25 protein-coding genes are annotated in these 25,515 nt (G+C 31.2%); 13 read left to right on the top strand and 12 right to left on the bottom strand.

Annotated features, from left to right (window positions below; genetic code table 11):
* Positions 1-140 precede the first annotated feature (140 nt).
* From VP395_RS13880 to VP395_RS13895, 4 genes are read right to left on the bottom strand one after another with little or no spacing between them, the layout of a single operon-like run.
* A complete protein-coding gene (locus VP395_RS13880; RefSeq protein ID WP_346242620.1) occupies positions 141-3,416 on the bottom strand; it encodes a DEAD/DEAH box helicase family protein in 3,276 nt (1,091 codons plus the stop codon).
* A 2-nt stretch (positions 3,417-3,418) separates the two neighbouring features.
* A complete protein-coding gene (locus VP395_RS13885) occupies positions 3,419-4,735 on the bottom strand; it encodes a restriction endonuclease subunit S (RefSeq protein WP_346242621.1) in 1,317 nt (438 codons plus the stop codon).
* Complete coding sequence (locus VP395_RS13890; RefSeq protein WP_346242622.1) at positions 4,735-6,843, bottom strand: HsdM family class I SAM-dependent methyltransferase; 2,109 nt, start codon at positions 6,841-6,843, stop codon at positions 4,735-4,737. Before VP395_RS13890 ends, VP395_RS13885 begins: the two co-directional genes overlap by 1 nt.
* Positions 6,844-6,895: 52 nt before the next feature.
* A complete protein-coding gene (locus VP395_RS13895; RefSeq protein WP_346242623.1) occupies positions 6,896-8,194 on the bottom strand; it encodes a tyrosine-type recombinase/integrase in 1,299 nt (432 codons plus the stop codon).
* Between the two features lie 266 nt (positions 8,195-8,460).
* On the opposite strand from VP395_RS13895, the gene VP395_RS13900 reads away from it, so the two are divergent.
* The 5 genes from VP395_RS13900 to VP395_RS13920 are packed head-to-tail and all read left to right on the top strand — an operon-like array spanning position 8,461 to position 12,851.
* Positions 8,461-9,360: a MerR family transcriptional regulator gene (locus tag VP395_RS13900; RefSeq protein ID WP_346242624.1), complete on the top strand. Its 900-nt coding sequence runs from the start codon at positions 8,461-8,463 to the stop codon at positions 9,358-9,360.
* Positions 9,361-9,406: 46 nt separating this feature from the next.
* The gene (locus VP395_RS13905; RefSeq protein ID WP_346242625.1) at positions 9,407-10,873 is read left to right on the top strand and encodes a phytoene desaturase family protein; all 1,467 of its coding nucleotides are present in this window, start codon (positions 9,407-9,409) and stop codon (positions 10,871-10,873) included.
* On the top strand, positions 10,870-11,709 hold the full coding sequence (locus VP395_RS13910; RefSeq protein ID WP_346242626.1) for a phytoene/squalene synthase family protein: 840 nt from the start codon (positions 10,870-10,872) through the stop codon (positions 11,707-11,709). Before VP395_RS13905 ends, VP395_RS13910 begins: the two co-directional genes overlap by 4 nt.
* A gap of 9 nt (positions 11,710-11,718) precedes the next feature.
* The gene (locus VP395_RS13915; RefSeq protein ID WP_346242627.1) at positions 11,719-12,174 is read left to right on the top strand and encodes a sterol desaturase family protein; all 456 of its coding nucleotides are present in this window, start codon (positions 11,719-11,721) and stop codon (positions 12,172-12,174) included.
* Positions 12,171-12,851 (top strand): lycopene cyclase domain-containing protein, encoded by a 681-nt coding sequence (locus tag VP395_RS13920; protein ID WP_346242628.1) that lies wholly within the window; start codon positions 12,171-12,173, stop codon positions 12,849-12,851. The genes VP395_RS13915 and VP395_RS13920 overlap by 4 nt, the downstream gene beginning before the upstream one ends.
* A gap of 5 nt (positions 12,852-12,856) precedes the next feature.
* Here VP395_RS13920 and VP395_RS13925 read toward each other — a convergent pair whose 3' ends face one another.
* The 6 genes from VP395_RS13925 to VP395_RS13950 form a co-directional block, all read right to left on the bottom strand.
* Entirely contained in the window at positions 12,857-13,822 is a 966-nt protein-coding gene (locus tag VP395_RS13925; RefSeq protein ID WP_346242629.1) for a D-2-hydroxyacid dehydrogenase, read from the bottom strand.
* 70 nt (positions 13,823-13,892) lie between these two features.
* Entirely contained in the window at positions 13,893-14,453 is a 561-nt protein-coding gene (locus VP395_RS13930; protein WP_346242630.1) for a TlpA family protein disulfide reductase, read from the bottom strand.
* Positions 14,454-14,526: 73 nt separating this feature from the next.
* The gene (locus VP395_RS13935) at positions 14,527-14,961 is read right to left on the bottom strand and encodes a DUF5606 family protein (RefSeq protein ID WP_346242631.1); all 435 of its coding nucleotides are present in this window, start codon (positions 14,959-14,961) and stop codon (positions 14,527-14,529) included.
* 56 nt (positions 14,962-15,017) lie between these two features.
* Entirely contained in the window at positions 15,018-15,608 is a 591-nt protein-coding gene (def, locus tag VP395_RS13940; protein ID WP_346242694.1) for a peptide deformylase, read from the bottom strand.
* Between the two features lie 90 nt (positions 15,609-15,698).
* The gene (ruvX, locus tag VP395_RS13945; protein WP_346242632.1) at positions 15,699-16,109 is read right to left on the bottom strand and encodes a Holliday junction resolvase RuvX; all 411 of its coding nucleotides are present in this window, start codon (positions 16,107-16,109) and stop codon (positions 15,699-15,701) included.
* 114 nt (positions 16,110-16,223) lie between these two features.
* Positions 16,224-16,493, bottom strand: a complete 270-nt coding sequence (locus tag VP395_RS13950; protein WP_346242633.1) for a hypothetical protein — start codon at positions 16,491-16,493, stop codon at positions 16,224-16,226.
* 330 nt (positions 16,494-16,823) lie between these two features.
* On the opposite strand from VP395_RS13950, the gene VP395_RS13955 reads away from it, so the two are divergent.
* Both VP395_RS13955 and VP395_RS13960 read left to right on the top strand, forming a co-directional pair.
* Complete coding sequence (locus tag VP395_RS13955; protein WP_346242634.1) at positions 16,824-17,639, top strand: 2,3,4,5-tetrahydropyridine-2,6-dicarboxylate N-succinyltransferase; 816 nt, start codon at positions 16,824-16,826, stop codon at positions 17,637-17,639.
* A 114-nt stretch (positions 17,640-17,753) separates the two neighbouring features.
* Positions 17,754-18,875 carry a glycosyltransferase family 4 protein gene (locus VP395_RS13960; protein WP_346242635.1) on the top strand — a complete coding sequence of 374 codons (1,122 nt, stop codon included), beginning with the start codon at positions 17,754-17,756 and terminating at the stop codon, positions 18,873-18,875.
* Here the strand turns inward: VP395_RS13960 and VP395_RS13965 are convergent, their stop codons facing one another.
* A complete protein-coding gene (locus VP395_RS13965; RefSeq protein WP_346242636.1) occupies positions 18,876-19,691 on the bottom strand; it encodes a glycosyltransferase family 2 protein in 816 nt (271 codons plus the stop codon).
* Between the two features lie 122 nt (positions 19,692-19,813).
* Here VP395_RS13965 and VP395_RS13970 point away from each other — a divergent pair, with 122 nt between their 5' ends.
* The gene (locus VP395_RS13970; RefSeq protein ID WP_346242637.1) at positions 19,814-20,572 is read left to right on the top strand and encodes a glycosyltransferase family 2 protein; all 759 of its coding nucleotides are present in this window, start codon (positions 19,814-19,816) and stop codon (positions 20,570-20,572) included.
* On the opposite strand, the gene VP395_RS13975 is transcribed toward VP395_RS13970, so the two are convergent.
* The gene (locus tag VP395_RS13975) at positions 20,573-21,331 is read right to left on the bottom strand and encodes a lipopolysaccharide kinase InaA family protein (RefSeq protein WP_346242638.1); all 759 of its coding nucleotides are present in this window, start codon (positions 21,329-21,331) and stop codon (positions 20,573-20,575) included.
* Between the two features lie 112 nt (positions 21,332-21,443).
* Between VP395_RS13975 and VP395_RS13980 the strand changes: the two genes are divergently transcribed.
* The 5 genes from VP395_RS13980 to VP395_RS14000 all read left to right on the top strand — a co-directional run bounded on the left by VP395_RS13980 (position 21,444) and on the right by VP395_RS14000 (position 25,514).
* A complete protein-coding gene (locus VP395_RS13980) occupies positions 21,444-22,004 on the top strand; it encodes an L-threonylcarbamoyladenylate synthase (protein WP_346242639.1) in 561 nt (186 codons plus the stop codon).
* A gap of 75 nt (positions 22,005-22,079) precedes the next feature.
* Positions 22,080-23,546, top strand: coding sequence for a CCA tRNA nucleotidyltransferase (locus VP395_RS13985; RefSeq protein WP_346242640.1), 1,467 nt, complete (start codon positions 22,080-22,082; stop codon positions 23,544-23,546).
* A gap of 1 nt (position 23,547) precedes the next feature.
* Positions 23,548-23,871 carry a four helix bundle protein gene (locus VP395_RS13990; protein ID WP_346242641.1) on the top strand — a complete coding sequence of 108 codons (324 nt, stop codon included), beginning with the start codon at positions 23,548-23,550 and terminating at the stop codon, positions 23,869-23,871.
* A gap of 76 nt (positions 23,872-23,947) precedes the next feature.
* Positions 23,948-24,961, top strand: coding sequence for a COX15/CtaA family protein (locus VP395_RS13995; RefSeq protein WP_346242642.1), 1,014 nt, complete (start codon positions 23,948-23,950; stop codon positions 24,959-24,961).
* A 37-nt stretch (positions 24,962-24,998) separates the two neighbouring features.
* Positions 24,999-25,514 (top strand): IS1096 element passenger TnpR family protein, encoded by a 516-nt coding sequence (locus VP395_RS14000; protein WP_346242643.1) that lies wholly within the window; start codon positions 24,999-25,001, stop codon positions 25,512-25,514.
* Position 25,515: the final 1 nt, after the last annotated feature.

The following is a 25,515-nucleotide window of genomic DNA, read 5'->3' on the forward strand; positions in this document are numbered from 1 at the left end:
CCAAGCCATCGCCTTGAGGGATACAGTCCAACAGGAATTACACTTTGGTAGATAGTTATCCATCACAAAGGATTATCACTCCAATACTGAAATAACATATTGCAAAGTTATATAAAATGAATTTATTTAGACATTAAAATTTATTTTACTGTCTTCTCAAAATCATCACATAACTGATTTACTATGTCTTCTGTTTCTTTGATAAAGAATTGACCTAATACATTCCTATTGCGTCTAATATATTTCCTGTAGAGTTTAGCAAAATCACTATATATTTCTTCTTCGTCAAATACAGAACCTTCATCTTTCATTTTAGCTATAAGATGCGTGCCATTTTCGGGTAATCGCACATATTCAAAAAAGGCTTCTATCTTATTTTGAAAATCTATTATCAAAGCTTCAATTTCCTCTTCTTCCTCATTGCGCTTTTCTATAACTGCCAAAATATCAAATTTATATTGCTTCCCTGGTTTTCCTGATGGCTCGTTATTATTTGGCTTCCCTTTAGGTTTTTCAACCTCTTCTGGTGGTGCAACTATACCTATTCTATTGTCAAAATACACATCTACATCATCAATTAACTCTGTTGTACCAGTTAAAGAATTATATAAAACACTATATCTATACCAAAACTCAGTAAAATGCTCCTCACTAAACTTATCATCTATCTCAATAACAAAAGCTATTAGATTTAAAATTTTGAAATATTTATTAATATTATTTTTAAGCTTCTTAGCATCCTCTGGCTGCTTCCTTACTAATTGTGTAACTGCACTTTCAAAATTTAAAATAGCCGTTATGTCTTTTTTATCGCTTAATTGATATGCTTTGAAAGGCTTAAAATGTGCCTTGAAAATATTCTCTAGTTGAAGGTTATCATAAATCTCTTGTAGCAACTGTTCTTGACCTAAAGGATCAAAATCACTAACAACAACATTACTAAAATGTTCAAAGGCTTGTTTTATGTTATTTACATTTACATTCTTATAAGATAAGTCTATAATTTTACAGTCCTTTTTATGCTTTCCTGCCGTTCTATTTACCCTTGAAATTGTTTGTATAGCATTTATCCCCCTTACCTCTTTATCTAAAAATAAGGTATGTAATTTAGGCTCGTCAAATCCTGTTTGAAGCTTATCTACAACTATCACTAATCCGTTCTTTTTAACGGCAAAATTCTGTAATACTTTAGATTCGGATAACCCACCGTTTAGTGTTGAAGCACTTTCATACTTCTGCCCATCTGAACTATAAACTATATAAATAGGTGCATCTTTAAAACGTTCGTACTTTTTCTCTGTAATTAGTTCGTTATAATATTGCTGAATATATTTACGATATTTAATAGCTGCTTTAATAGAAGAAGCTGCGAACATAGCCTTAGCAGTTCCCCTAATATTATGATATACTGCTGTTACCAATCTTTTAGCTACAAACTTTGAAATTGCTTCTATACGCTCTTCGTTTTCGTATATGTTTTTTTTACTAATCCTGTATTTTTTACCATTTGCATCCACGCCTGAATCTGGATTATCTGGCATTTCTCCATAACCAACATCCCCTTCAAACCCCTCTAAAGCATCTTCGGGTTTATCAAAATACATTTTAGCGGACACAGGAACTATGCCCTTAATAGGGTTTAAAATATAACCATCTTCAATAGCTTCTTTCATTGTGTAGCTATCAAATGGCACCCATATTTTTTCAGCTTCTGCATACTTGTTGTACTCTCCAAAACGTGCTAATGTTACATCACTTGGGGTTGCCGTAAAACCTATTATTAGGTTTTTCTTATTATAGGTCTTTTTATATTCTTTATTTGTATCAAAACTATTCTGTAACTCATCAAATAAAGACACCATTTCTTCGTGTTGCATCCCACTATTTGAACGATGTATTTCGTCTATTAAAAAAGCAATACGCATTGATGCCAATTTTAGTATTACTTCATCATCTAAAAATTCTTTTATAGAATTAAACTTTTGAAGGTTAACAACTACTATTCGTTTGTCTGTGTTTAATGCTTCCAAAAAAGATTTTTTATTATTGGCTTCTATGAACATACTATTTGCTATGTTCATATTGTACATTTTACTATCTAATTGGTCTCGTAACTGCACCCTATCAACAACCAACATTATCTTATCATATACAAACTCATTATTTTTACGTAAATCTTTAAGTTGCAAAGCAGTCCAACCTATAATATTACTTTTACCAAAACCTGCTGCATATTGTAAGAGTAGCGAATAAACGTTTTTATTGTTTTGATACTTCTGTCTTTTATTTATTAAATCTTCTATTTGTGAAGCTCCTAAGCCCTTTTCTGTTAGCTGCTGGCGTAGTTTGTTTATAAAGTAATCTGGTTCGTCCTCATGCTCTAAAAACTCGTCTATTTTGTTGATGATTTTATCTGCTCCAAATTTCTGTTTTGGACGTGGCGCAATTAACCTACCGTCATTATGCTTGTATTCCTTTTGTTTAACTTTATCTGCTTTAACTAATTCTCGCTCTATAAAGTTATAATAGAGAATTTCACGCTCTATCATTTTTTTACTGTACAAAGCCTTAAATACTTCTTCAAAGCGTTCCTGTTTATTAGCTGTGGCATTTAATAAAGGATAAGGTTTTAATGCGTTTTTAATGTTTGCTTTATACTTATCGAAATCAAAGGAATTATCTTCAACTTTAGATTTAATCTCTTCAAATTGGTTAGAAATGTCCCTTATTATAAAAGTATCTTGAACATCGGTAGTTGTTATATGTATAGCTTTCTCGAATATCTTTAAAAAATCCTTTCTTATGGTTTGAGACACATCGTTACCGTCTGCAATATCTAAATAGTTTGAAACCGCTTTTTGATAGTCGTTAGCTATTTTTATTTTACCGTCTTTATGTGCGCTTTGATTGTTGTAATTAGATTTTAACTCTGAATACCCTAAAAAAATACCGTTTAAGAAAAAAGTAATATCTGGACGGAAACTAAAATGGTTTTTACCTTCATAACTATAGATATAGGGTAATTCTTGAACTACTGAAAACACATTTTCTTCAAACAGTTTATCTCCATGTGTAATACTACCACTTGGATAAAACAAGTTGATTTTTATACCTTTAAACGTTACAGATTTGTTGTTATTAACAAACAAAGCCATATTCATGGATTCGCCTATACGTTTGTTTAAAAACTCTTGAAACTCCTGCAACAACTCCTTTTCATTATTATCAAAGATTTTTAATAGTTTTCGATATGCTGTTTTGTTAAGTGTAGTCTCACTAATAAAATATTTTAAATCTTCTACTACAAAATGTAATTTAGATACTGTATTTGCTTTAACTTCTTTGTACTGCAACCCATCTGCACGATTGGTAAAGAAATTTATTAGATATTTATCCTGTAGTATTAATTCATCCATAATTATGTACTTACTTTTACTTTACCCGTTACTACATCGTTAATTAATGTTTTACGTAATTCTTTTAGGGTTTTTATTTGAATCTGTATATTTTCAACAATTTTATTTATAGTACTGGTTCTTGCATCTAAATAATCTGATATTTGCTGTTGTTCTGATTTAGAACATGCGCAAATTTTAAAATATTTAACGTCTCCTTGATTAATACCGCCTTGAGCTCCACCTGTCATAAGTGTCCTAATTTTATCTCTAGCTGAGATAAGGAAATAGAAATAGTATCGATGAGAAACTTTTTTATGATTTGAATCTATCGAAACAATTGATTGATTGATAGTTGTATCAAAATTTAAGTAACCTATGTTGGAGCAAGTTGCTCCTGTTAAAGCTATCAATATAGAATCCTTTCTAGCCATTTTCGTTGAACTTTTTAATAATGCTTCTTCTGAAATGTAAGACTTAACAATGTCTTTATTTACTTCTCCATTTTGAACTGCTCCAGATGGAATCCACGGAATATCTCCAACCCAATAAGATGATTCCCCAGTTGAAGGAGTTCCTCCAGCCAGTGTGTTAAAAATATCTTTTATTCTCCTAATCTCCCAATGTTCTGGAATTTCCCCTATCCATTTAACACCGCTATCTTTTAACTTGACATTTTTATCTAAACCCTTGGTAACAACCTCATTTATTAAAGTTTTACGATAGGCTTTGAAATATTTAACTTTTTGTTGTAAAAGTTTTATTTTTTTGTCTATTGCTATAGTTTTAGAATCTAAATAATTGGCTATTTGGGATTGTTCTTTTAAAGGGGGTATTGTTAAAATAAAATTATTAATATCTTTCTGGAACAAGTGAGGAACACCCATCCCTTCTTTTTTCAATCCTATTATATTTTGAAGATAATTAGACTTTAAAAAATAAAAAAAATATTTATTATGCTGATTTTTTAACCTTAATACCCCAATAGAACTGTTTACAGTTCCTTTGCTCTTTAGGTCTTCTACAATATTTACAATCCCTAAGGTTGAACCATCTTTAACCAAAAGAATATCCCCATTATTCAACATAATTTCAGGAGATTCATAATATCTTTCTTTTGTGATATAGTTAACATTATTATAATCAATATCAACTTTTTTAATATTTGGAGTAGAAAGAAAAAAATATCCTGATTTAACATATTCTGAAGCTTTTAAAGCTTTCCAACCAACTCTTGCTTTTACACTTCCAATATTTTTTATTCTATCCAGCTTCCAATGTTCAGGTATTTTCCCCAACCATTGAATTTCAGAATCTTTAAAATTTTTATATAATTCCATTAAATTTCTAGATCATGTTCAAGGTTAAATAATTTGCTTTCTAACTCTTTTAAATCGGTAATAATATCTTGTAAAGAGCGTAACTGTTCTGGTTTATAGAATACCTTATTAAAATTTATTTCTACACCTATGGTATTTTCTATGTAACTAAACGGTTTTGTAATATACTTAGCCATAAAATCCCCAATATTTTTCTGGTTTTCGGTTTCTATTGGCGAATAAGGTATTATTTCATAGTCCTTTTCGTAATCTGGCGTTAACTCTACAGTAATAGTAATATTGGCATCTTTGGTTTTACTTGCCTTTTTAAATGTAGCTTTTATTACAATTTTACCGTTACCTAGTTCGGTTACATTTTGGTTTTTATCAGTTTTTATAATGGTTTCCTTATCCACGTCATAACTGTAACTATTTCCTTTTGTATCTAAAACCATAAAAGCAGGGTCTTTATAGTCAAACTCTGCAACAAAGCTTTTGTAGTATGTGTCGTAATAGTCTTTTAAACTTGTGTAGTCAGGTTCTGGAAAACTAATTATCTCCATAGTATTAATAGCCTTTAAACCGTCCTTTTTAAACGTATCTAAAACTGTTATGGTGTTTGCTTCCACTTTTATACTTTTCGCTCTTATCTCTTTTCCTACTGCGTTTTTTTTAACTGGCAATATGCTTTCTAAAGACTTACCATTATAATCAACATTGGTTAACATAATAGCTTGCTTATTAAAATAGAAATGCCACTTATCAAACACCTTTGCATAGTCAGTGTCTTCAAAATTGGTTAAAGCATCTAAAATAGTTTTACGGTTATGTAGAGCCATTTCTTTACGCTTTTTCCCTTTACTCTTTTTTAAAGGTTCGTAAAAATCACTTCCGTTAATTAATATAATTTTATCTCTTCTCTCTTCTGCTTTGTTCTTGTTAAACACCCATAAATAGGTATAAATGCCTGTGTTAAAAAACTCATCTGTAGGCATCTGTATTATTGCCTCAACCCAATCATTATCAAAAAAATACTTTCTAATGTTACTTTCTCCGCTACCTGCATCACCACTGAACAATGTAGAACCGTTATGAACCACTACAGACAAACCATTATCCTCTAATTGAGATAATATATGTTGTGTAAATAAAAACTGCCCATCTGAAATAGAAGGTAATGCGTGGAAGCGTTCGGTAGTATCGTTTTCAATATCTTTTTTATAGCCTTTCCAATCTACCCCGTATGGTGGATTAGCTACAATAATATCAAACTTCTTCTCTATGAAAGAAATATTAGTTAATGTGTTACCATACCTAATATCGGAATCTGTACGGAAACGACTTTCTATTTTTGCTAGGGCATACAAACTATCGCTCCAGTCCTCTCCGTAGGTTTTTGTAGGTCGGCTGTATTGGTCTTTTATTTTATCCTCTACCCCAAAAAGTAAGTTGCCACCGCCACAAGTCGGGTCATAAATGGTTAAAAACTCCCCATTATCTTCAATTTTAGATAGGATAATTTCAGAAATTAAAGCAATAATATCGTCGGGGGTATATTGCTCTCCAGCAGTTTCAGCAGATATGTCAGCCCATTTACGTTTTATATGCTCTTCTAAAGTGGTTATTTCGGAGTTATTAAAAGGCGTTAAATCTATTTCGCTCCATTTTTTAACTGTATCAAAAAGAATGTCCTTTTTACGTAACTGCCCACTAACTCCCGAAATATCTAAATACTTTTCTTCAGTGTTACCTCTATCAACCCCTAACAGTTCTTTAGTTTCTGGGTCAAATGATTTAAGGTAAGTATCAAAATCGTTATCGAATGTTTTATCATTTTTACAGATTTCCGCTAATGTTTTATGCTGCTTTATAACAACTTCGTTATAACCAATGTTATAGTCTTTAAACTCATCTAAAAAGTCGTTAACATCATCTATATCGTCAATAGAATCAGCTCCAAAATCTTTTAGAAGTTCTTTGTAATGTCTTACTAATCTACTTTCCAACATTATCATTGCAAAGTAGGGCATCATATATTTAGGGAAGTCCGATTGTTTTATTCCTGCCCCGATTAATAGGTCGGCAGTTGACCATACTTTAGATTCGTATTGTAGTATATTTTGGCTCATTTATAGACTTAGTTTCAAAAAGCATAAAAATATGTATTGGTTTGAGATTAGCCTAATCAAAAAGATGTTTATTTTCTTTCCAATGCTCCTTTAATTTTATTGCATACTCTTTGGGGGTTATTTTTATGTATTTTAAAAATTGGGATTCTGTTTTATGTCCTGTAATTTTCATAATAGTTAGTGTATCTATTTTACCATATAAATTAGATGCAAAACTCCTGCGACAAATATGGCTTGATATTAATTCAAATTTAGGGTATTTACCATCTATCTTCCTGTGTATTATTTTTTTCTTACCATCTTTTACAATCTCCTTAGGACACATCTTAGAACCTTCTACAAATTCAGTAAAGCCCACCTTTTCACAAACTATCTTAATATAATCGTTAAACTTCTGGTCGCTTATTTTACGTGGAAATTTTCCGTTCCTTTTCTTTAGAATTTCTCTAATATGTGGATGAATTGGAATAATAACTGGGAAACTTGTTTTTTTGGTAGTAAGAGTAATAAAGTCATCATCAATGTTTTTACTACTTAATTTAAGTAAGTCTGAAACTCTTAAACCTGTATATAAGCCTATTACAAACCAATCCTTTGCATTAGTTAAGCTTTCATTTTCTATGGATTTATTATAAATCTTCTTAATCTCTTCTGTAGTTAGGTAAATATCTTTAGTCTCGTAACTTGGAGAGTAAAATTCATTTAATTTATACTCATTTGAAACATTATAGCCCATTTTATCGGCAGTCCTGCAAAACAACCTTATATCGTCTATATAGCCCCCTATAGTACTATTCCGTAGATGTTGTGTATCTTTTAGATATTCAAGAAAACCAGAATGGAACTTCAAGTCAATGTCAGTTAGTTTATATCTTTTACTAACACTATTCTCGAAAGCTTGAATCTTGTTTTTAGTGGTTCTATAATGTTGTATAGTCCTTTTTAATACTAACTCCCCTTTCTTTGTTTTTCTTTTCTCGGAATCTTTTATAAAAGTTTCTATAAAATTTGTGATAAATATTTTATTATCTAGGTCTGTATTTTGAGTTTCCTTGTTAAGAAATATAGCTATCTGTTCTTTTAACCAATTGTTAGTAATAATAGCCCCATCAGCTTTAGAATCTTCATAAGCCTTTATAATAAAAGCCTTGAGTTCGTTTAGCTTAATATTAATCTTAACGCTATCAACTTCCTTAGTGCTTAAAACCTCCTGCTTTGGTTTGCTCCATCTATTTTTGGGAACACTAAAATCTGTTGCTACTTCGTAATCAAATTGACTGCCTTGCTTAAATCGTAGATAGATAGTATTCCAATCACTATTGGTTTTTAGACGATAATTTACTGAAGCCATAAAAAATATTTTTGCTAAAGATAATTATTTACCCCCATTTTTACCCCTAAATGTGATTAATTTATATTTTATTAAGTTTATTTACATTAATAAACTTGAGTAAACTTCTTTGTTAATAAGCATAAAACATAGAGTTTTTGTATAATTATAGATAAACAAAAAAATTAGGTGCGACTATTCTCGTGCGCACTTTTCTTCACTTTATATTTTAAATTTTATTTATTGAATTAATATCCTTAATTTTGTTTAACACAAAACAATTATTGATGAACAATATTAAAGTCAATTTTAGTATAAAAGATCTTGAAAATCTTACCGGTATAAAGGCGCATACTATAAGAATTTGGGAAAAACGTTATAATTTATTAAGTCCAGATAGATCGGAAACCAATATTAGAAATTATAGCTTAGCTAGTTTTCAAAAACTTCTGAACATTTCATATTTAAATAATAACGGTTTAAAAATTTCTAAAATAGCCAGTTTAAAAGAGGAAGAAATACCAATAAAAGTAAGGGAAATTGCCTCAAGAGGCAAAGTGGAAGATCATGCCATAAATGCTTTTAAATTAGCTATGGTTAATTTTGATCAGCTCCTATTCTATAATACTTACAACAATCTACTTGAAAACAAGACGTTTAAAGATATTTTTTACACTGTTTTTTTACCATTACTAAACGAAATTGGATTACTATGGCAAACAAATACCATAACTCCTGCGCATGAACATTTTATTTCAGTTCACATAAAACAAAAAATACTTCTAAACATAGAACGTCTACAAAGCTTAGAACCAAAACCTGAGACGGATACTTTTGTGCTATTTTTACCTGATAATGAAATACACGATATTGGTTTACTATTTATAAACTATGAGCTAAGATGCAAAGGCTATCATACTATTTTTTTAGGTGAAAGTGTGCCCATGAAAAGCTTAACAGATTTATTTGATTATTTTGAAAGCATCACCTTTATTTCATATTTCACAGTGTATCCTGAAGATGACGCCATAGAAAAATATATTGTAGATTTTAACAACTTATTACTTAAAAAAGAAAACAATAAATTACTATTGCTAGGTCAAAAAATCATAAATTTTAATAGCAAAACACTTCCTAAAAACATTAAAATATTTAAATCGATAGAAAGTTTAGTTAAAGAAATGTAGTTTATATTTTTTATTGTTTAACTTTTTATTATATTTGTTGAACAATATGACAAAATCAATTATAATTATAGGTTCGGGCTTTTCTTCCTTAGCAGCATCTTGTTATCTAGCCAAAGCAGGATACAATGTTACCGTAGTTGAGAAGAACAGTACTATTGGTGGTCGGGCAAGACAACTTAAAAAAGACGGTTTTGCTTTTGATATTGGTCCAACTTGGTATTGGATGCCCGATGTTTTCGAACGCTTTTTTTCAGATTTTAAAAAAAAACCATCTGATTATTATTCATTAGAAAAATTAAATCCTGCATATAGTGTTTACTATGGTAAAGAAGATTATATCACTATTGAAGACACATTAGAAAAGATAAAAATTGCCTTTGAAAAAGAAGAAATTGGTAGTTCTAAAAAGCTAAACAAGTTTATTGAAAAAGCAAAAAGCAATTATGATATCGCTATAAAAGATTTGGTATACAACCCTGGAGTTTCTCCTTTAGAATTGGTTACTCCGCAAACCATTAAAAAGCTAAATCAATTTTTTAGCACCATAAAAAGAGATGTTAGAAAAGAATTTAAAAACGATAGATTAGTAAAAATTCTGGAGTTTCCCGTTTTGTTTTTAGGAGCTAAACCAAGTGATACGCCTTCGTTTTATAGCTTTATGAATTATGCCGATTTTGGTCTTGGCACCTTTCATCCAAAAAAAGGCATGTACCAAGTTATACTAGCTATTGAAGCTCTGGCAAAAGAACTGGGAGTTACCATAAAAACGGAAATGCCTGTCGATAAAATTATAGTAGATAATGGAGAAACTCTTGGTGTTATTTCTAACGGAAAAACCTATAGAAGTGATATCGTTTTAAGCGGTGCCGATTATCATCACACTGAATCCTTATTAGCTAAACCATACAGACAATACTCTGAAACATATTGGAACAAAAAAACGTTTGCACCTTCTTCTTTACTTTTTTATGTTGGCTTCAACAAAAAATTAATCAATGTAAATCATCACACATTATTTTTTGATGTTGATTTTGATATTCATGCCGAAGCTATCTACGACAACCCAAAATGGCCAGAAAACCCGTTGTTTTATGCTAGCTTCCCTAGCAAAACAGATGATAATTCTGCTCCAAAAGGCAATGAAGCAGGTATATTTTTAATTCCACTAGCCCCGGGATTAAAAGACACTCCAGAATTACGGAAAATCTATTTCAATAAAATTTTAGATCGTTTTGAAAACTTAACATCTCAAAATGTGAGAAATCATATTCTTTTTAAAAAAAGCTTTTGCATCAACGATTTTATAAAAGATTACAATTCATACAAAGGAAACGCCTATGGAATGGCAAACACCTTGATGCAAACCGCATTTTTAAGGCCCAAATTAAAAAGTAAAAAAGTAAAAGGCCTATTTTTCACCGGGCAACTAACAGTTCCTGGTCCTGGTGTGCCTCCTGCTTTAATTTCCGGAAAACTAGTAGCTGATTTAATATTAAAACATCACACAACATGAAAGCATTATTCGACACTGTGTCTTACAATTGTAGTAAAATTGCAACAAAAACTTATAGTACATCGTTTTCATTAGCTACTAAAATGCTATATAAATCGATAAGAAATGATATTTATAATATTTATGGATTTGTAAGATTTGCAGATGAAATTGTCGATTCTTTTCATGACTACAACAAAGAAGATTTATTCAATAGATTTTCTGAAGATTTAGAACATGCTTTAAAAGATAAAATAAGCTTAAATCCTATTTTGAATTCATTTCAATACACCTATCATAAATACAACATTGATAAAAGTTTAGTTGATGCCTTTATGAAAAGCATGCAATTGGATTTACATAAGACCACTTATTTAACTGATGAAGAATACAAAAATTACATTTACGGGTCTGCAGATGTGGTTGGACTTATGTGCCTTAAAGTATTTGTTAAGGGTGATACTGATAAATACAACGAACTAACAGAAACTGCTATGGCATTAGGTTCAGCATTTCAAAAAGTGAACTTTTTAAGAGATTTAAAGGCAGATTTTGATGAATTGAACAGAAGCTATTTCCCAAATGTGGATTTGAGTAACTTAAACGAGGATTCAAAACAAAAAATCATAAACGATATTGAACAAGATTTTAAAAGAGGTTTAAGCGGTATTAAAAAGCTCCCTATTGAAGCAAAATTTGGTGTTTTCATGGCTTATAGGTATTACAGACAACTCTTAAAAAAACTTAAAAAAACACCTGCATTACAAATTAGAAATGCCAGAATACGTGTTTCAAATCCTAAAAAAGTTGAACTGTTAATGCGTAGTTATGTCAAGTATCAATTAAATATAATGTAAATTTATAACATGCAAACGGTACTTTTTATACTTATTTTTCTAGCAACATATTGCTTTATGGAATTTATGGCGTGGTTTACCCATAAATATGTGATGCATGGTTTTTTGTGGAGTTTGCATAAAGACCACCATAAAAAAGACCATGATAGTTGGTTTGAACGCAACGATGCGTTTTTTATTTTTTACGCAGTAGTTAGCATTGGTTGCTTTTTACCTTGGAAATATGATATTTTTTGGGCCGGTTTACCCATTGGTATTGGCATTTTTACTTACGGACTATCTTATTTTTTGGTTCACGATATTTTTATACACCAACGCTTTAAACTTTTTAGAAATGCCAATAATTGGTACGCTAAAGGTGTTAGGCGTGCACACAAAATGCACCATAAACATATAGGAAAAGAAGATGGTGAATGTTTTGGGATGCTATTTGTTCCATTCAAATACTTTAGAAGCAGCAAATGACCTATTTGTACCTTCTTTTAAATTTAGGCTCATTATCTGTTCCTTTTATTTTTAGTTTTTACCCAAAACTAAAATTCTATAAATACTGGAAATCGTTAGGAATTGGCATCCTTATCAGCATGCTTATTTTTATTCCTTGGGACATATTTTTTACCATACATGGTATTTGGGGTTTTAATTCAGATTACTTTTTAGGAACAAAACTATTTAACTTACCCATTGAAGAATGGCTCTTTTTTATCTGTATTCCATACGCTTGCGTGTTCACACATTATGCGCTATTGTATTATTTTCCGAATTTAAAATTATCAAGTGGCACAACAAAACTAATTGGCTACGTCTTGTTTCTTGTTTTTTTTATCATTTCTATGTACAATTATAATAAATGGTACACCTTTATAAACTTTTCGGTGGCCACCATTTTAACCTTATTAGTCGTTACAAAAAAACCAGAAATACTTCAATCTTATCTACTAACTTTTTTGGTGATGCTTGTTCCTTTCTTTATTGTGAATGGTATATTAACAGGAAGTTTTATTGAAAATGAAGTGGTTTGGTACAATAATTCAGAAAACTTAAATATTAGATTATTCACCATTCCAATTGAAGATTCAGTTTATGCCTTTACATTGATTCTTTTGAATCTTTTTATAATAAAATCTATTAAAAAAACTTAATTCAATTAAGAGTTTACTACGTTTTTAGGGTTTTCATCCAAATAAGCTTTTAAATTATCTTCAACAATATCCATTAAACGGATTCTCGATTCTTTTGGTGCCCAAGCAATATGTGGTGTAATGATACAGTTTTTTGCTTTTAATAATGGATTGTTTTCTTTTATGGGCTCCGATGAGACTACATCAACCGCTGCACCTGCTACTTTCCCGGAATTAAGCGCTTCTTTTAAATCTTCTTCAACAATTAAACCACCTCTTGATGTATTAATTATCATAACACCGTCTTTCATTTTGTTAATATTCTCTTTATTGATGATGCCTTCGGTACTTTCAAATAACGGACAATGCAAACTTATAATATCAGATTTTTCAAACAACTCTTCCAACTCAACATAACGGCAAGTATCACTTTCTAACGCATAATCTTTACTTCTATTATTAGCCAAAATATTCAAACCAAAAGCCTGCGCTATTTTTGCGGTAGCTTGCCCAATTCTGCCAAAACCTATAATTCCTAAATTTTTCCCAGCCAGTTCAATCAGAGGTGTATTCCAAAAACAAAAATCCAATGATTTTGTCCATTCACCATCATGGACTGCTTTGTTATGATCGCCAATATGATGGCACATTTCCAACAACAAACCCATTGTAAACTGTGCTACGGCTGCTGTTCCATAATTTGGAACGTTTGCAACCAAAATATTTAATTTATTGGCAGTTTCAACATCAACAACATTATAACCCGTAGCCAAAACACCTATATATTTAAGATTAGGTACTTGTTCGAGCACTTCTTGGGGAAGTGGAACTTTATTCGTAAACACCACTTCGGCATCACCAATAGTTTCTATTACCGTTTTGGGATTAAAACCGGTACGATAGTGAACTTTTAAATCGCCATATTGTTTAAGGCCTTCCCATGTTAAATCGCCAGGGTTTAAAGTATACCCGTCTAAAACTACCATTTTCATTGCATCATTTTTTTAATGTGATTAAAATTAATGAAAAATGAATTCAGACAGAAATACAATGTGTATTAGATCACTTCAATAAATCATCTATGGTGCGTCTTATTTTGTTGCTATTCCAATTAGTAGCTCCACTTTCATCAATAACAACATTCCCTTCTTTATCAATTAAAAATGTTCTTGGAATAGTTGATATATTGAAGAATTCTGGATAGTCGCTTGCTGGCCTATACACTTTAAAAGTATAGTTGTTTTTGGTTAAAAACGGATTGATCTCGCTATACCAATCGTTTGTTACAAAAAGGAATACCACCTTATCTTTATAATCATCATATAGTGCTTGCATACTGGGCATTTCGGCTATACAAGGAGGACACCATGTAGCCCAAAAATTGAGAAGTACAACCTTTCCTTTGCTGGTTTGAAAATTAATAACCGTATTTCTTTTATCTGTTAACTTCCAATTGTAGTTGGTTATTTTAGTTAGTTTTTCTTCGTTAACGCTTACGGGTTTCACAAATGCAATGGCCTTATGCAATAACACCTGAATGGGTTTTCTGGTTTGCGGAATAATTAAAACCACAATAAGAAGTAAAAAAATAATATTTTTTAATTTTGGTTTGGAAATATTCATATTATTGAATTAAAAAAGGCACAATTTCTATGTCGAAATTATGCCTTATATATAACAAAAACTAAAGAATTATTTATTCTTCCTCATCTTTTACGGTTTCTTTTTTAGATTTAGAATCTTCTTCTAAATCTAACATATTGTGCTCTAATAATAGGTTATACCATTGTATTACCTTTTTAATATCGCTAACATAAACACGGTCTTCATCGTAATCTGGCAGAACTTCAAAGAAATATTCTTCTAATCTATCTTTACTATCTTTAGCTTTTACCGAAGTTGCCCCTCCATTTTCCTTTTTCTTAATGCTTTTAAACACTTCTTTTAAAGGTACTTCTTCTGTTAAAGTATAAATAGCTATTTCACTTAAAACACTTACATTTTGTTGCACATTCACCGATAAACGTTTTTTATCAATTAATGATTCCGCTACAAAACCACCACGAGTTTGTGCAACTAATTTATACAATCCTGGTTTTCCTGTAATAGCTATAACTTTCTCTAAACTCATAAATTATTTTTTTTTAGAAGGGCAAATATCAACTGTTTAATACTGTCTTGCAAATATTATCGTTTCTTTTTTTGGTCTGGAAAACGCATACGGTAATCCACATCTATCTTTCCTTTTGATATGTTGGCTAGCCTTCCTTTTATTAACCGCTTTTTTAAACTTGAAAGCTTATCTGTAAACAACACCCCTTCAATATGGTCGTATTCATGCTGAATTACCCTGGCAATTAAGCCATCAAAAACTTCGGTATGTAACTCAAAATTTTCGTCTAGGTATTCAATGGTTATTTTTGGCTTTCTAAAAACATCTTCACGTACATCTGGAATGCTTAAACACCCTTCGTTAAACGCCCACTCATCGCCTTCTTCTTTTAAAATGGTTGCATTTATAAAAACACGTTTAAAACCATTTAAAGCTTTTTGTTCTTCATCGGTTAAATCTTCATCGTCCGAAAACGGTGTGGTATCTACTATAAATAAGCGAATGGCCAAACCTATTTGGGGCGCTGCTAAACCAACACCACTAGCATTGTACATGGTTTCGAACATGTTTACTAATAAATCGTCTAATTTTGGATACTCTTTATTTATATCGACTCCTAATTTTTTTAAAACAGGATCGCCATAGGCTACAATGGGTAAAATCATGGTTGTAATTTCTGTTATTGTTTGCAAAAATACAATACTTATAATTTATTGATTGTATTAATAAGCAATAAATTCTTTTGAAAATTCTAATTACTTAGAATACAAATAGCTTTGCAAAATAAGAGTGGCGCTAATCTCATCTACCAATGCTTTATTTTTTCGTTGGTTTTTTTTTAGCCCACTATCAATCATGGTTTGAAATGCCATTTTAGAAGTAAAGCGTTCATCAACGCGTTGAATGGGTATATTTGGAAACTGTTCTTCCAACTTCTTTAAAAACGGTGTAATTAGCACTTCACTTTCAGATGCCGTATTATCCATTTGCTTTGGTTCGCCTACAATAAACAATTCTACAGCTTCTTTACTTGTATAATCTTTTAAAAAAGGAAGCAACTCGTTGGTGTTAACCGTTGTAAGCCCTGATGCTATAATCTGCAATGCATCGGTTACCGCTAAACCTGTGCGTTTCATACCATAATCAATTGCTAAAATGCGAGCCATATCAGTTCTTTTTAGCAAAAATAAAGTAATAAAACAAAAAAGGCTCTCTTTTTAAAGAAAGCCTTTTAAATAATTTAACCTTATATAATATTTGAATATGAACTCGTGTTTTAATTAAGCTTTAATAGCTTTATTGATTTTAGGAAATAACAAGTTTAAGTTATCTACATTTCTTAAACGGTTAAAGTAAAGTTTAATATCGCTATTACTACGAGCAATAGATTCTTTAACTTCAGAAGCATCTATTAAAATTACTTCATTTTCAACAGTAGAAACAGAAACAGTATTAGTAATCTCATCATTTACAGTTTCGGTAGTGCTTTGTGCGTTACCAAATGAGAAAGCTAGTAAGAAGATTATTAATATGTAGAAATTTGTTTTCATCTGTTTGTTATTGTTTGATGAGACAAATATATACCCACACAAAGCCTCACACACAATATATTAGTTATATGCGTCGGTATTTTCGATTAGTAGTGGAGCGACATTTTTTTACCGATAAACAGATGAAAAGCATGTTTTAAAAGACTAAAAACACCAAAAATGTATTTCATCCGATTATTTTTTTCTTTGAAAGAAGAAATGCCCGAATGGTTTTCGAAAAGATGCCGATTAACGACATATATTAGGTTGTTTTAAAAGTTCATATTATAAGGGTTTCATTCCTGTTTTTTAACAGATACCTCTTATATTTGCCAAAAATTAAAATACAAAATGACCGAATTAAGACAAACCATAGAACAAGCTTGGGACAATAGAGAGCTTTTAAAAGACAAAAAAACAACTTCTGCCATCAGACAGGTTGTAGATTTATTAGATAAAGGTGAATTAAGAGTAGCTGAACCTATTGAAGGTGGATGGCAAGTGAACGAATGGGTAAAAAAAGCCGTTGTTTTATATTTTCCAATTCAGAAAATGGAAACTATTGAATGTGGTCCATTAGAATTTCATGATAAAATTCCATTAAAGAAAGGATATGCTGAAAAAGGCATTCGTGTAGTACCTCATGCTGTTGCAAGACATGGTGCTTACATTTCTGCTGGCACTATTTTAATGCCTAGTTATGTAAATATTGGTGCTTATGTAGATGAGGGTACTATGGTTGACACTTGGGCTACCGTTGGAAGTTGTGCACAAATTGGTAAAAATGTACATTTATCTGGTGGTGTTGGTATTGGTGGCGTTTTAGAACCGTTACAAGCTGCTCCAGTAATTATAGAAGACAACGTTTTTGTTGGCTCTAGATGCATTGTTGTGGAAGGTGTTCGTGTTGAAACCGAAGCTGTTTTAGGCGCTAACGTGGTATTAACGATGAGTACCAAAATAATTGATGTTACAGGTGATACACCTATTGAAATGAAAGGCATTGTACCAGCACGTTCGGTAGTAATTCCTGGTAGCTATACTAAAAAATTTGCAGCTGGTGAGTACCAAGTACCTTGTGCATTAATTATTGGAAAACGTAAAGAAAGTACCGATAAGAAAACCTCATTAAACAATGCGCTTCGTGATAACGATGTAGCTGTTTAAAAAACTATAATTTTAAACGTAATTAGCTATCTATACAACTTTGTTTAGATAGCTAATTGTTTTTTTACTAAACTTGTAATCATTATACTTTCTGAAAATTAAATATCCAATCAAATGCGTATTTGTATAACTCGTTCTGAAAAACATGCTTATTCTGAAACTTTCATTCGTGATCAAATTTCAGGATTTTCTGAACTTGCAGAAGTTTATACAATACATAGTGGTAGATTTCCTGAAAGACAAGAAAATGGAACTCTTTTAAGCCCAAAACCTTTTTGGTTACTTCATAAAATAATTAAAACCGTTGCTGGTAGAAATAACTTTTTTAGTAATTATGGTGTAAAAAAGTATCTGAAAAACAATAAAATAGATGTTGTTTTATCTAATTACGGTATATCAGCCTCTCATATGATGCCTGTTTGCAAAGCGCTAAACATTCCTTTAGTTGTTATTTTTCATGGGCATGATGCAACAAACAAGAAAACTCTAATTAAATACAAGAAAAAATATCAAAATTTATTTGAATACGCTTCTTTTATCATTGTTGTTTCTGAAGAAATGAAAAAAGGTTTGATAAAAAATGGCGCCAATTCTGAAAAAATAAGAGTTGTACCTTGTGGCGTTGATACCAATAAATTTAAACCGCAAACCTCAACAACTACCAATAAAAACTTTCTTGCTGTTGGCAGATTTACTTCCAAAAAAGGGCCACTTTTTACTATTAATGCATTTTACAAAGTTTTACAAAAATTTCCAGATGCAACACTTACTATGGTTGGTAAAAAAAATGGACTTTTTGAAGATTGTGAAAAGTTGGTTAACGAGCTTAAAATACAAAACTCCGTTATTTTTACTGGAATTTTAGAACAAAATGCTATTGCTAATTTAATGCAGAGTTCGATTGCATTTGTACAACATTCGGTAACTGCTTCAAACGGCGATATGGAAGGTACACCTGTAAGTATTATGGAAGCAAGCTCTTGTGGTTTACCTATAATAAGCACACTACATGGAGGCATAAAAGATGCAGTAATACATGGAAAAACAGGTTTTCTAGTTGCAGAAACCAATGTGGATGGTATGGCAAATTTTATGATAAAACTTTGTAAAAACCCAGAAAGAGCAAAAGAATTTGGTTTAAATGGGCGAAATCATATCGAAACAAATTATCATCAAAAAAAGCAAATAACCAAACTATATAATTTGGCTAACGATTCAATCTTGAATAAAAAATAATTATTTCTTTAATATCCCAAAGTCGGTCCATTTAGCTTTACTATTTTTTGTATTAGCTCTAATAGCTAAGTTTTTACTTATAGATTCTGGTGTTTTATAACCGCGTTTATGGTCTAAATGCACACAAATGGCACTGTATCGTATTTGTTTTGATTTTATACCATAGTTGGTTAATCGTTCACCCAGTTCACGGTCTTGCCCTCCATATTGCATGCGTTCATCAAAACCGTTTATAGCAACAATATCGGTTTTCCAACCAGAAGCATTATGCCCATTCCAACTTGGGTTTGTAGGTGTTAAACTATTTAATAATTTAGAAATAATACCTTTTGCTGTAAGCTTATTATTTTTAAAAGAACCTTTTAATCCATTGGTTTTCAACCATTTTAAACTGAAACAATTACCTAAAAGAATATCATTTTTAGTTATTTTTTGAGAAATATCCATAGGAAGCATAAAATAACCGCCTGATAAAAAATAGCCTTTTTCTTTATTGTTTTGGTGAACTTCTAAAAAATCGGTACGTGGAATACAATCGCCATCGCTCATTACAATATAGTCTGCCTTACAAGCTACAATGGCCTTATTTAAGATTCTTGATTTTTGAAAACCATCGTCTTCCTGCCAAACATGATTTATTTTTAAACTAGTAGCTTTTACAAACTCATCTATTAATGCTTTAGTTTTTGGCCCAGAACCATCATCGGCAATTACAATTTCAAAATCTTTAAAAGTCTGACTGCTATAACCCCAAAGCACGTTTTCCAACCAAGCTTCAGCATTGTATGTACTTATAATTACTGATATTTCAGGCATATTAATCTTCTTGAAATCTAATTTTTAAAAATATAGCAAATTAAGAAAAAGTACGTGTAATACTAAAATAAATGGCCTTAAAGTATTTGATATATTTATATTTGCATCTTATACCTTTATAAATGATTAAACTTTCAGCAGTTATTATAACATATAATGAAGAAGAGCACTTAGAAAAATGTTTAAGTTCTTTAGTTGAAATTGCTGATGAAATTATTGTAGTAGATTCATTTTCAACTGATAAAACCCTCGAAATTTGCAAAGCTTTCAATGTTACGTTTATTCAACATGCTTTTGAAGGTTACATTGAACAAAAAAATTATGCTGTCTCTCTTGCCAATTACGACTATATTTTATCATTAGATGGAGACGAGGCGCTTTCAGAAACTTTAAAAACCAGTGTTTTAAACACGAAAGCTAACTGGAAGTTTGATGGCTATTATTGCAATAGGTTGAATAACTATTGTGGCCAATGGATAAAACATTCCGACTGGTACCCCGATAAAAAGCTACGATTATTTAAAAAGAAAAGTGGTGAGTGGAAAGGGATTAATCCGCATGATTCCTATAAATTAAAAAAAGGACTTAAAGCAGGCAAATTAAAAGGTGATTTATTGCATTGGGTTTACCGCGATTATACAGACCACAACTTAAAAGTAGAGAGCTTTTCAACTATAGCTGCTGGTGCTTATTATAAATTAGGCAAAAAATCGTCTATCTGGAAAATAATTTACAGACCAGCTTGGGCATTTTTTAAATCGTATTTTTTAAGATTAGGTTTCTTAGATGGTTTAAACGGATTAATTATTTGTGTTCAAACCTACAATGTGACGTTTTTAAAATACGTGAAGTTATATAGACTTTGGAAAATAAATTCTTAGCTATTTCTTGATTTTTAATTTCTTTTTCAGTCTTTTTTTTCTGTGGAATTTCTCCTGAAAAACCTCAGTTTCATACCACATTAAATTGAATATTTTCTTGTAATCTTCACCCGTACATTTTGCATATTCATCGCTCATCACCTCCACCATCGATTTATGAATGGTTAAACGTGCAAAGTTTTTAATTCTGGTTTCTAAATCTAAAGGTCCAAAATTCATTCTGTTCAAATCAACCAAATAAAAATCATAATGATCACCATTCTTTTTAATTAAAGTGTTTCCTGGGGAATGGTCTAAAAAATGGATGCCTTTTTCGTGCAAGGCATAAGTAAACCTAGTAAAAGCTCTCAGTATATTATCGTAATTAGGAATAGTGAAATCTTTAGTTAGTTCTCGATACGTCATGTCGCAATCCAATTGTTCACTAACATAAAAACTTTTTTTAAAGCTAAATAGTGATTTACATTCAAAATACGCCATAGGTTTTGGGGTTCCAACACCTAACTCTAAAAGTTTTTTTGCATATTCAAACGAACGTTGCGCCTTACTTTTTCTAAAAAAATTATAAACTATTTTGTTTATCGCGTTCGGAATTTTAAAGGCTTTTATATTTAATTTAAGGCTGTCTAATTCAATAATTTTAATAACATTTCGGTCACCTACACCACCATCATATATATCAAAATCATGAATTATTTTAGTTAATTTTGTTTTAAAATCATCTTCTAAACTTTCACTAAACACCTTAATTTCTTTCATTTACTTAAAATAACCTTACTATAATTTTTACAGTGCAATCTATTCAATTTAAAACAAAACATTATAATTTTCTGTTGTAAATTTGCACCGTAGCAAATATAAGATTCATAAAATGATTGGAGAAATAAATAAAGCATTACAAACTTTAAAAGAAGGCGGACTCATTCTCTACCCAACAGACACTGTTTGGGGCATTGGTTGCGATGCTACTAACCCCGAAGCAGTAAAAAAAGTGTACGCTCTAAAACAACGCGTATATGGTAAAGTTCTAATATGTTTAGTTGCCGATGACAGAATGTTGAAAAAGTATGTAAAACAAATACCCGAAATGGCTTTAAATATTATTGATGTGACCGATAAACCAACCACCATTATTTATGATGATGCTCAAAATTTAGCTTCAAATTTAGTAGCTGAAGATGGTACCATTGCCATAAGAATTCCTGATGATGACTTTTGTTTTCAACTTTGTAGAAGGCTTAATGGTGCCATTGTTTCAACCTCGGCAAACATTAGTGGTTTTCCAACGCCAAATTCATTTAAAGAAATACAACCAGCCATTTTAAAAGGTGTAGACTATGTTGTAAATTTGCACCACGAAAAAATTTGTAGCAAGCCATCATCTATTATTAAGTTAAGTAACAATGGTGTTGTAAAGATTATTCGTGAATAAAAACACAAATTTCAAGCACCAAATTCCAAGAAATATGTTTTTGGAATTTGGAATTTGATTATTGAAATTTCATCAATGAATTACAAAGAAGCATTACACCACAAAATATTTAAAACCATTTCACAGTCTGCCAAAGAATTAAATCTAGACAGTTACGTTATTGGTGGTTTTGTGCGGGATTTTATTTTAAAACGTGGTACTGCTAAAGATATTGATGTGGTAGCCATTGGCGATGGTATAAAACTTGCCAAACAAGTTGCTAAAAACCTACCAAACAAACCAAAAGTCCAAGTTTTTAAAACCTACGGAACCGCCATGCTACTTTACAATGATATTGAAGTAGAATTTGTTGGCTCACGTAAAGAATCGTATACCGAAGATAGTAGAAACCCAGCTGTAGAAAATGGCAGTTTAGAAGACGACCAAAACCGTCGCGATTTTACAATAAATGCTTTAGCTTTAGATTTAAGCGAAGCTAATTTCGGTAATTTACTGGATCCCTTTAATGGTATTCAAGATTTAGAAAACAAAACCATTCGCACCCCATTAAATCCAGATATTACTTATAGCGACGACCCTTTACGAATGATGCGTGCTATTAGGTTTGCAACCCAATTAAATTTCACCATAAAGCAAAATTCTTTAGATGCTATTTCTAGAAATTCAGAAAGAATAAAAATAATTACCAACGAACGTATTGTAGTTGAACTTAATAAAATTTTAGAGAGCAAAACACCTTCAATTGGTTATTTACTTTTAGAAAAAACAGGACTTTTAAAACACATCCTACCCGAACTTATAGCCTTGAAAGGTATTGATGAAGTGGAAGGCCAGCGCCATAAAGACAATTTTTATCATACCCTAGAAGTAGTTGATAACATTGCCAAAAATACTGATGACCTTTGGTTACGATGGGCTGCATTATTGCACGATATAGGAAAAGCCCCAACAAAAAAGTTCAATAAAAAAGTGGGCTGGACCTTTCATGGGCATGAGTTCGAAGGCTCTAAAATGGTATACCGTTTATTCAAAAGGTTGAAAATGCCCTTGAATGAGAAAATGAAATTTGTGCAGAAAATGGTATTTATGAGTTCGCGCCCCATTGTGTTGGCAAATGATGAAGTTACAGATTCCGCAGTTCGTAGATTGGTTTTTGATGCAGGCGAATTTGTAGACGATTTAATGACGCTTTGCGAAGCAGACATTACCACAAAAAACCCTAAAAAATTCAATAAATACCATAACAACTTTAAAATTGTTCGTGAAAAAATTATTGAAGTTGAAGAGCGCGACCATGTGCGTAATTTTCAACCACCAATTTCTGGTGAAGAAATCATGGAAACATTTGGCTTAAAACCTTCAAAAGAAATTGGCATCATCAAAGAAACCATTAAAGAAGCTATTTTGGAAGGAGACATTCCTAATGAACATGAAGCAGCTTATCAATTAATGTTGAAGGAAGGTGAACGGTTGGGTTTAGAAGTCTCAAAGATTCAAAGATTCAAAGACACAAAGTTTCAAAGTGACAAAGAGTCAAAGTAATATGGAAAGCAATAATACGTTTAGAAAATTACTTATTTGGCAAAAGTCTATGATTTTAGTTACCGAAATTTATAAAGAAGTTAAAGTATTTCCATCGGAAGAATTATATGCTTTAACTTCACAAATAAAAAGATCCGCTACATCTATACCTAGTAATATAGCTGAAGGCTATGGAAGAGAAGGTCTAAAAGATTATTTAAGGTTTTTAAATATTGCTTTAAGTTCTTTATTCGAATTACAAACACAAATTGAAATAGCGTATAATTTAAAGTTTTTGAAAAAAGAAAATTTTAATAGACTTTACGAAAAACACAAGAGAAATTGAACGAATGTTAACCAGTTTCATTAAAAAAATCAAAGCATAAAACTTTGAAACTTTGAAACTTTGAAACTTTGAAACTTTGAAAAAGGACAACAAACACGTAATCTATTGGTTATTAACAGGCTGCCTACTCATATTCATTATGGTAATTGTTGGCGGCATTACCCGGTTAACCGATTCTGGTTTATCAATCTCCAATTATAAATTGATTTCTGGTACCATGCCGCCAATTGGCGAAAAAGAATGGCAAGAAGCGTTCGATTTATACAAACAGTACCCAGAATATCAAAAACTCAACAACCACTTTGAATTAGACGATTTTAAAAGCATCTATTTCTGGGAGTGGTTCCATCGTGTTATTGGCAGGATAATAGGTTTGGTTTTTATCATTCCTTTTGTTTATTTTTTAATAAGAAAACAACTTACCAAAAAAACCATTTTAAAATGTATGGTATTGTTAGGGCTTGGTGCATTCCAAGGTTTTTTAGGTTGGTATATGGTAAAAAGTGGTTTGGTAGATATGCCCGATGTAAGCCATTTTAGGCTCGCTGCCCATTTAACAACAGCATTCCTAACATTTGCCGCCACACTTTGGGTTGCTTTAGATTTAATTTTTCCGAACAAAAAACCAGTAAACAAACCCTTTAGAAATCTAATTGTTGTTAGCTATGGCGTTTTGGTTTTTCAAATTATTTACGGAGCATTTGTAGCAGGTTTAAAAGCAGGTTTATTACATAACCACTGGCCTTTAATGAATGAAGGGCAGTTTATCCACTTTACAGCTTACGTTTTAGAACCTTTCTACAAAAACCTTATAGAAAATCCAAGTGGCATCCAATTTATACACCGTACAACGGCTTATTTGGTTGTGTTTTTTATTGTTTTAATTTGGGTAAAATCTAGAAAACTCTCGTTAACACCCCATCAACAAAAAGGAATTAATGCTTTAGTTATTCTGGTATTAGCACAATTTATTTTGGGGGTATTTACAATTATTTTACAAGTACCGTTGTGGTTAGGTGTTGCACATCAAATAGGTGCATTTTTCTTGTTAAGTGCCATGACTTTTACCTTACATCGTTTCACTAAATAGCATAAAAAAGTATACATTTGCAAAATATTTTTTAGTTATGATTTACAGATTTAGAGTTATACTTGATAACGATGTTGATGACGATGTGTTTCGCGATTTAGAAATTCGAGAAACAGATACACTTGAAGATTTACACAATATCATCACCCAATCTTTTGGGTTTGATGGTACCGAAATGGCATCCTTTTATTTAAGCAACAATCAATGGGATCAAGGAGAAGAAATCTCATTGTTCGATTTAAGTGAAGATGCTTCGGCCCGCTTAATGAATGAAACAACCATTAACGATGTGGTTCATGAACTTCAACCCAGACTTATTTATGTGTACGACTTTTTAAGCATGTGGACATTTTTTGTTGAATTGGCTGAAATTGTTGAAGAATCCCAAGGTGTAGATTATCCAAACCTCATGTTTGTTCATGGACAAATACCAGACGAAGCTCCAGAAAAATTATTTGATGCCGATGATGACTACGACGATTTCGATGAATTTGAAGACGATTTAGATATAGAAGATTACGACAATCTAGATTTTGACGAAAACTGGAATTAAT

Origin of the sequence: Mariniflexile soesokkakense (assembly GCF_039650365.1) — a bacterium.
GTDB lineage: Bacteria > Bacteroidota > Bacteroidia > Flavobacteriales > Flavobacteriaceae > Mariniflexile > Mariniflexile soesokkakense.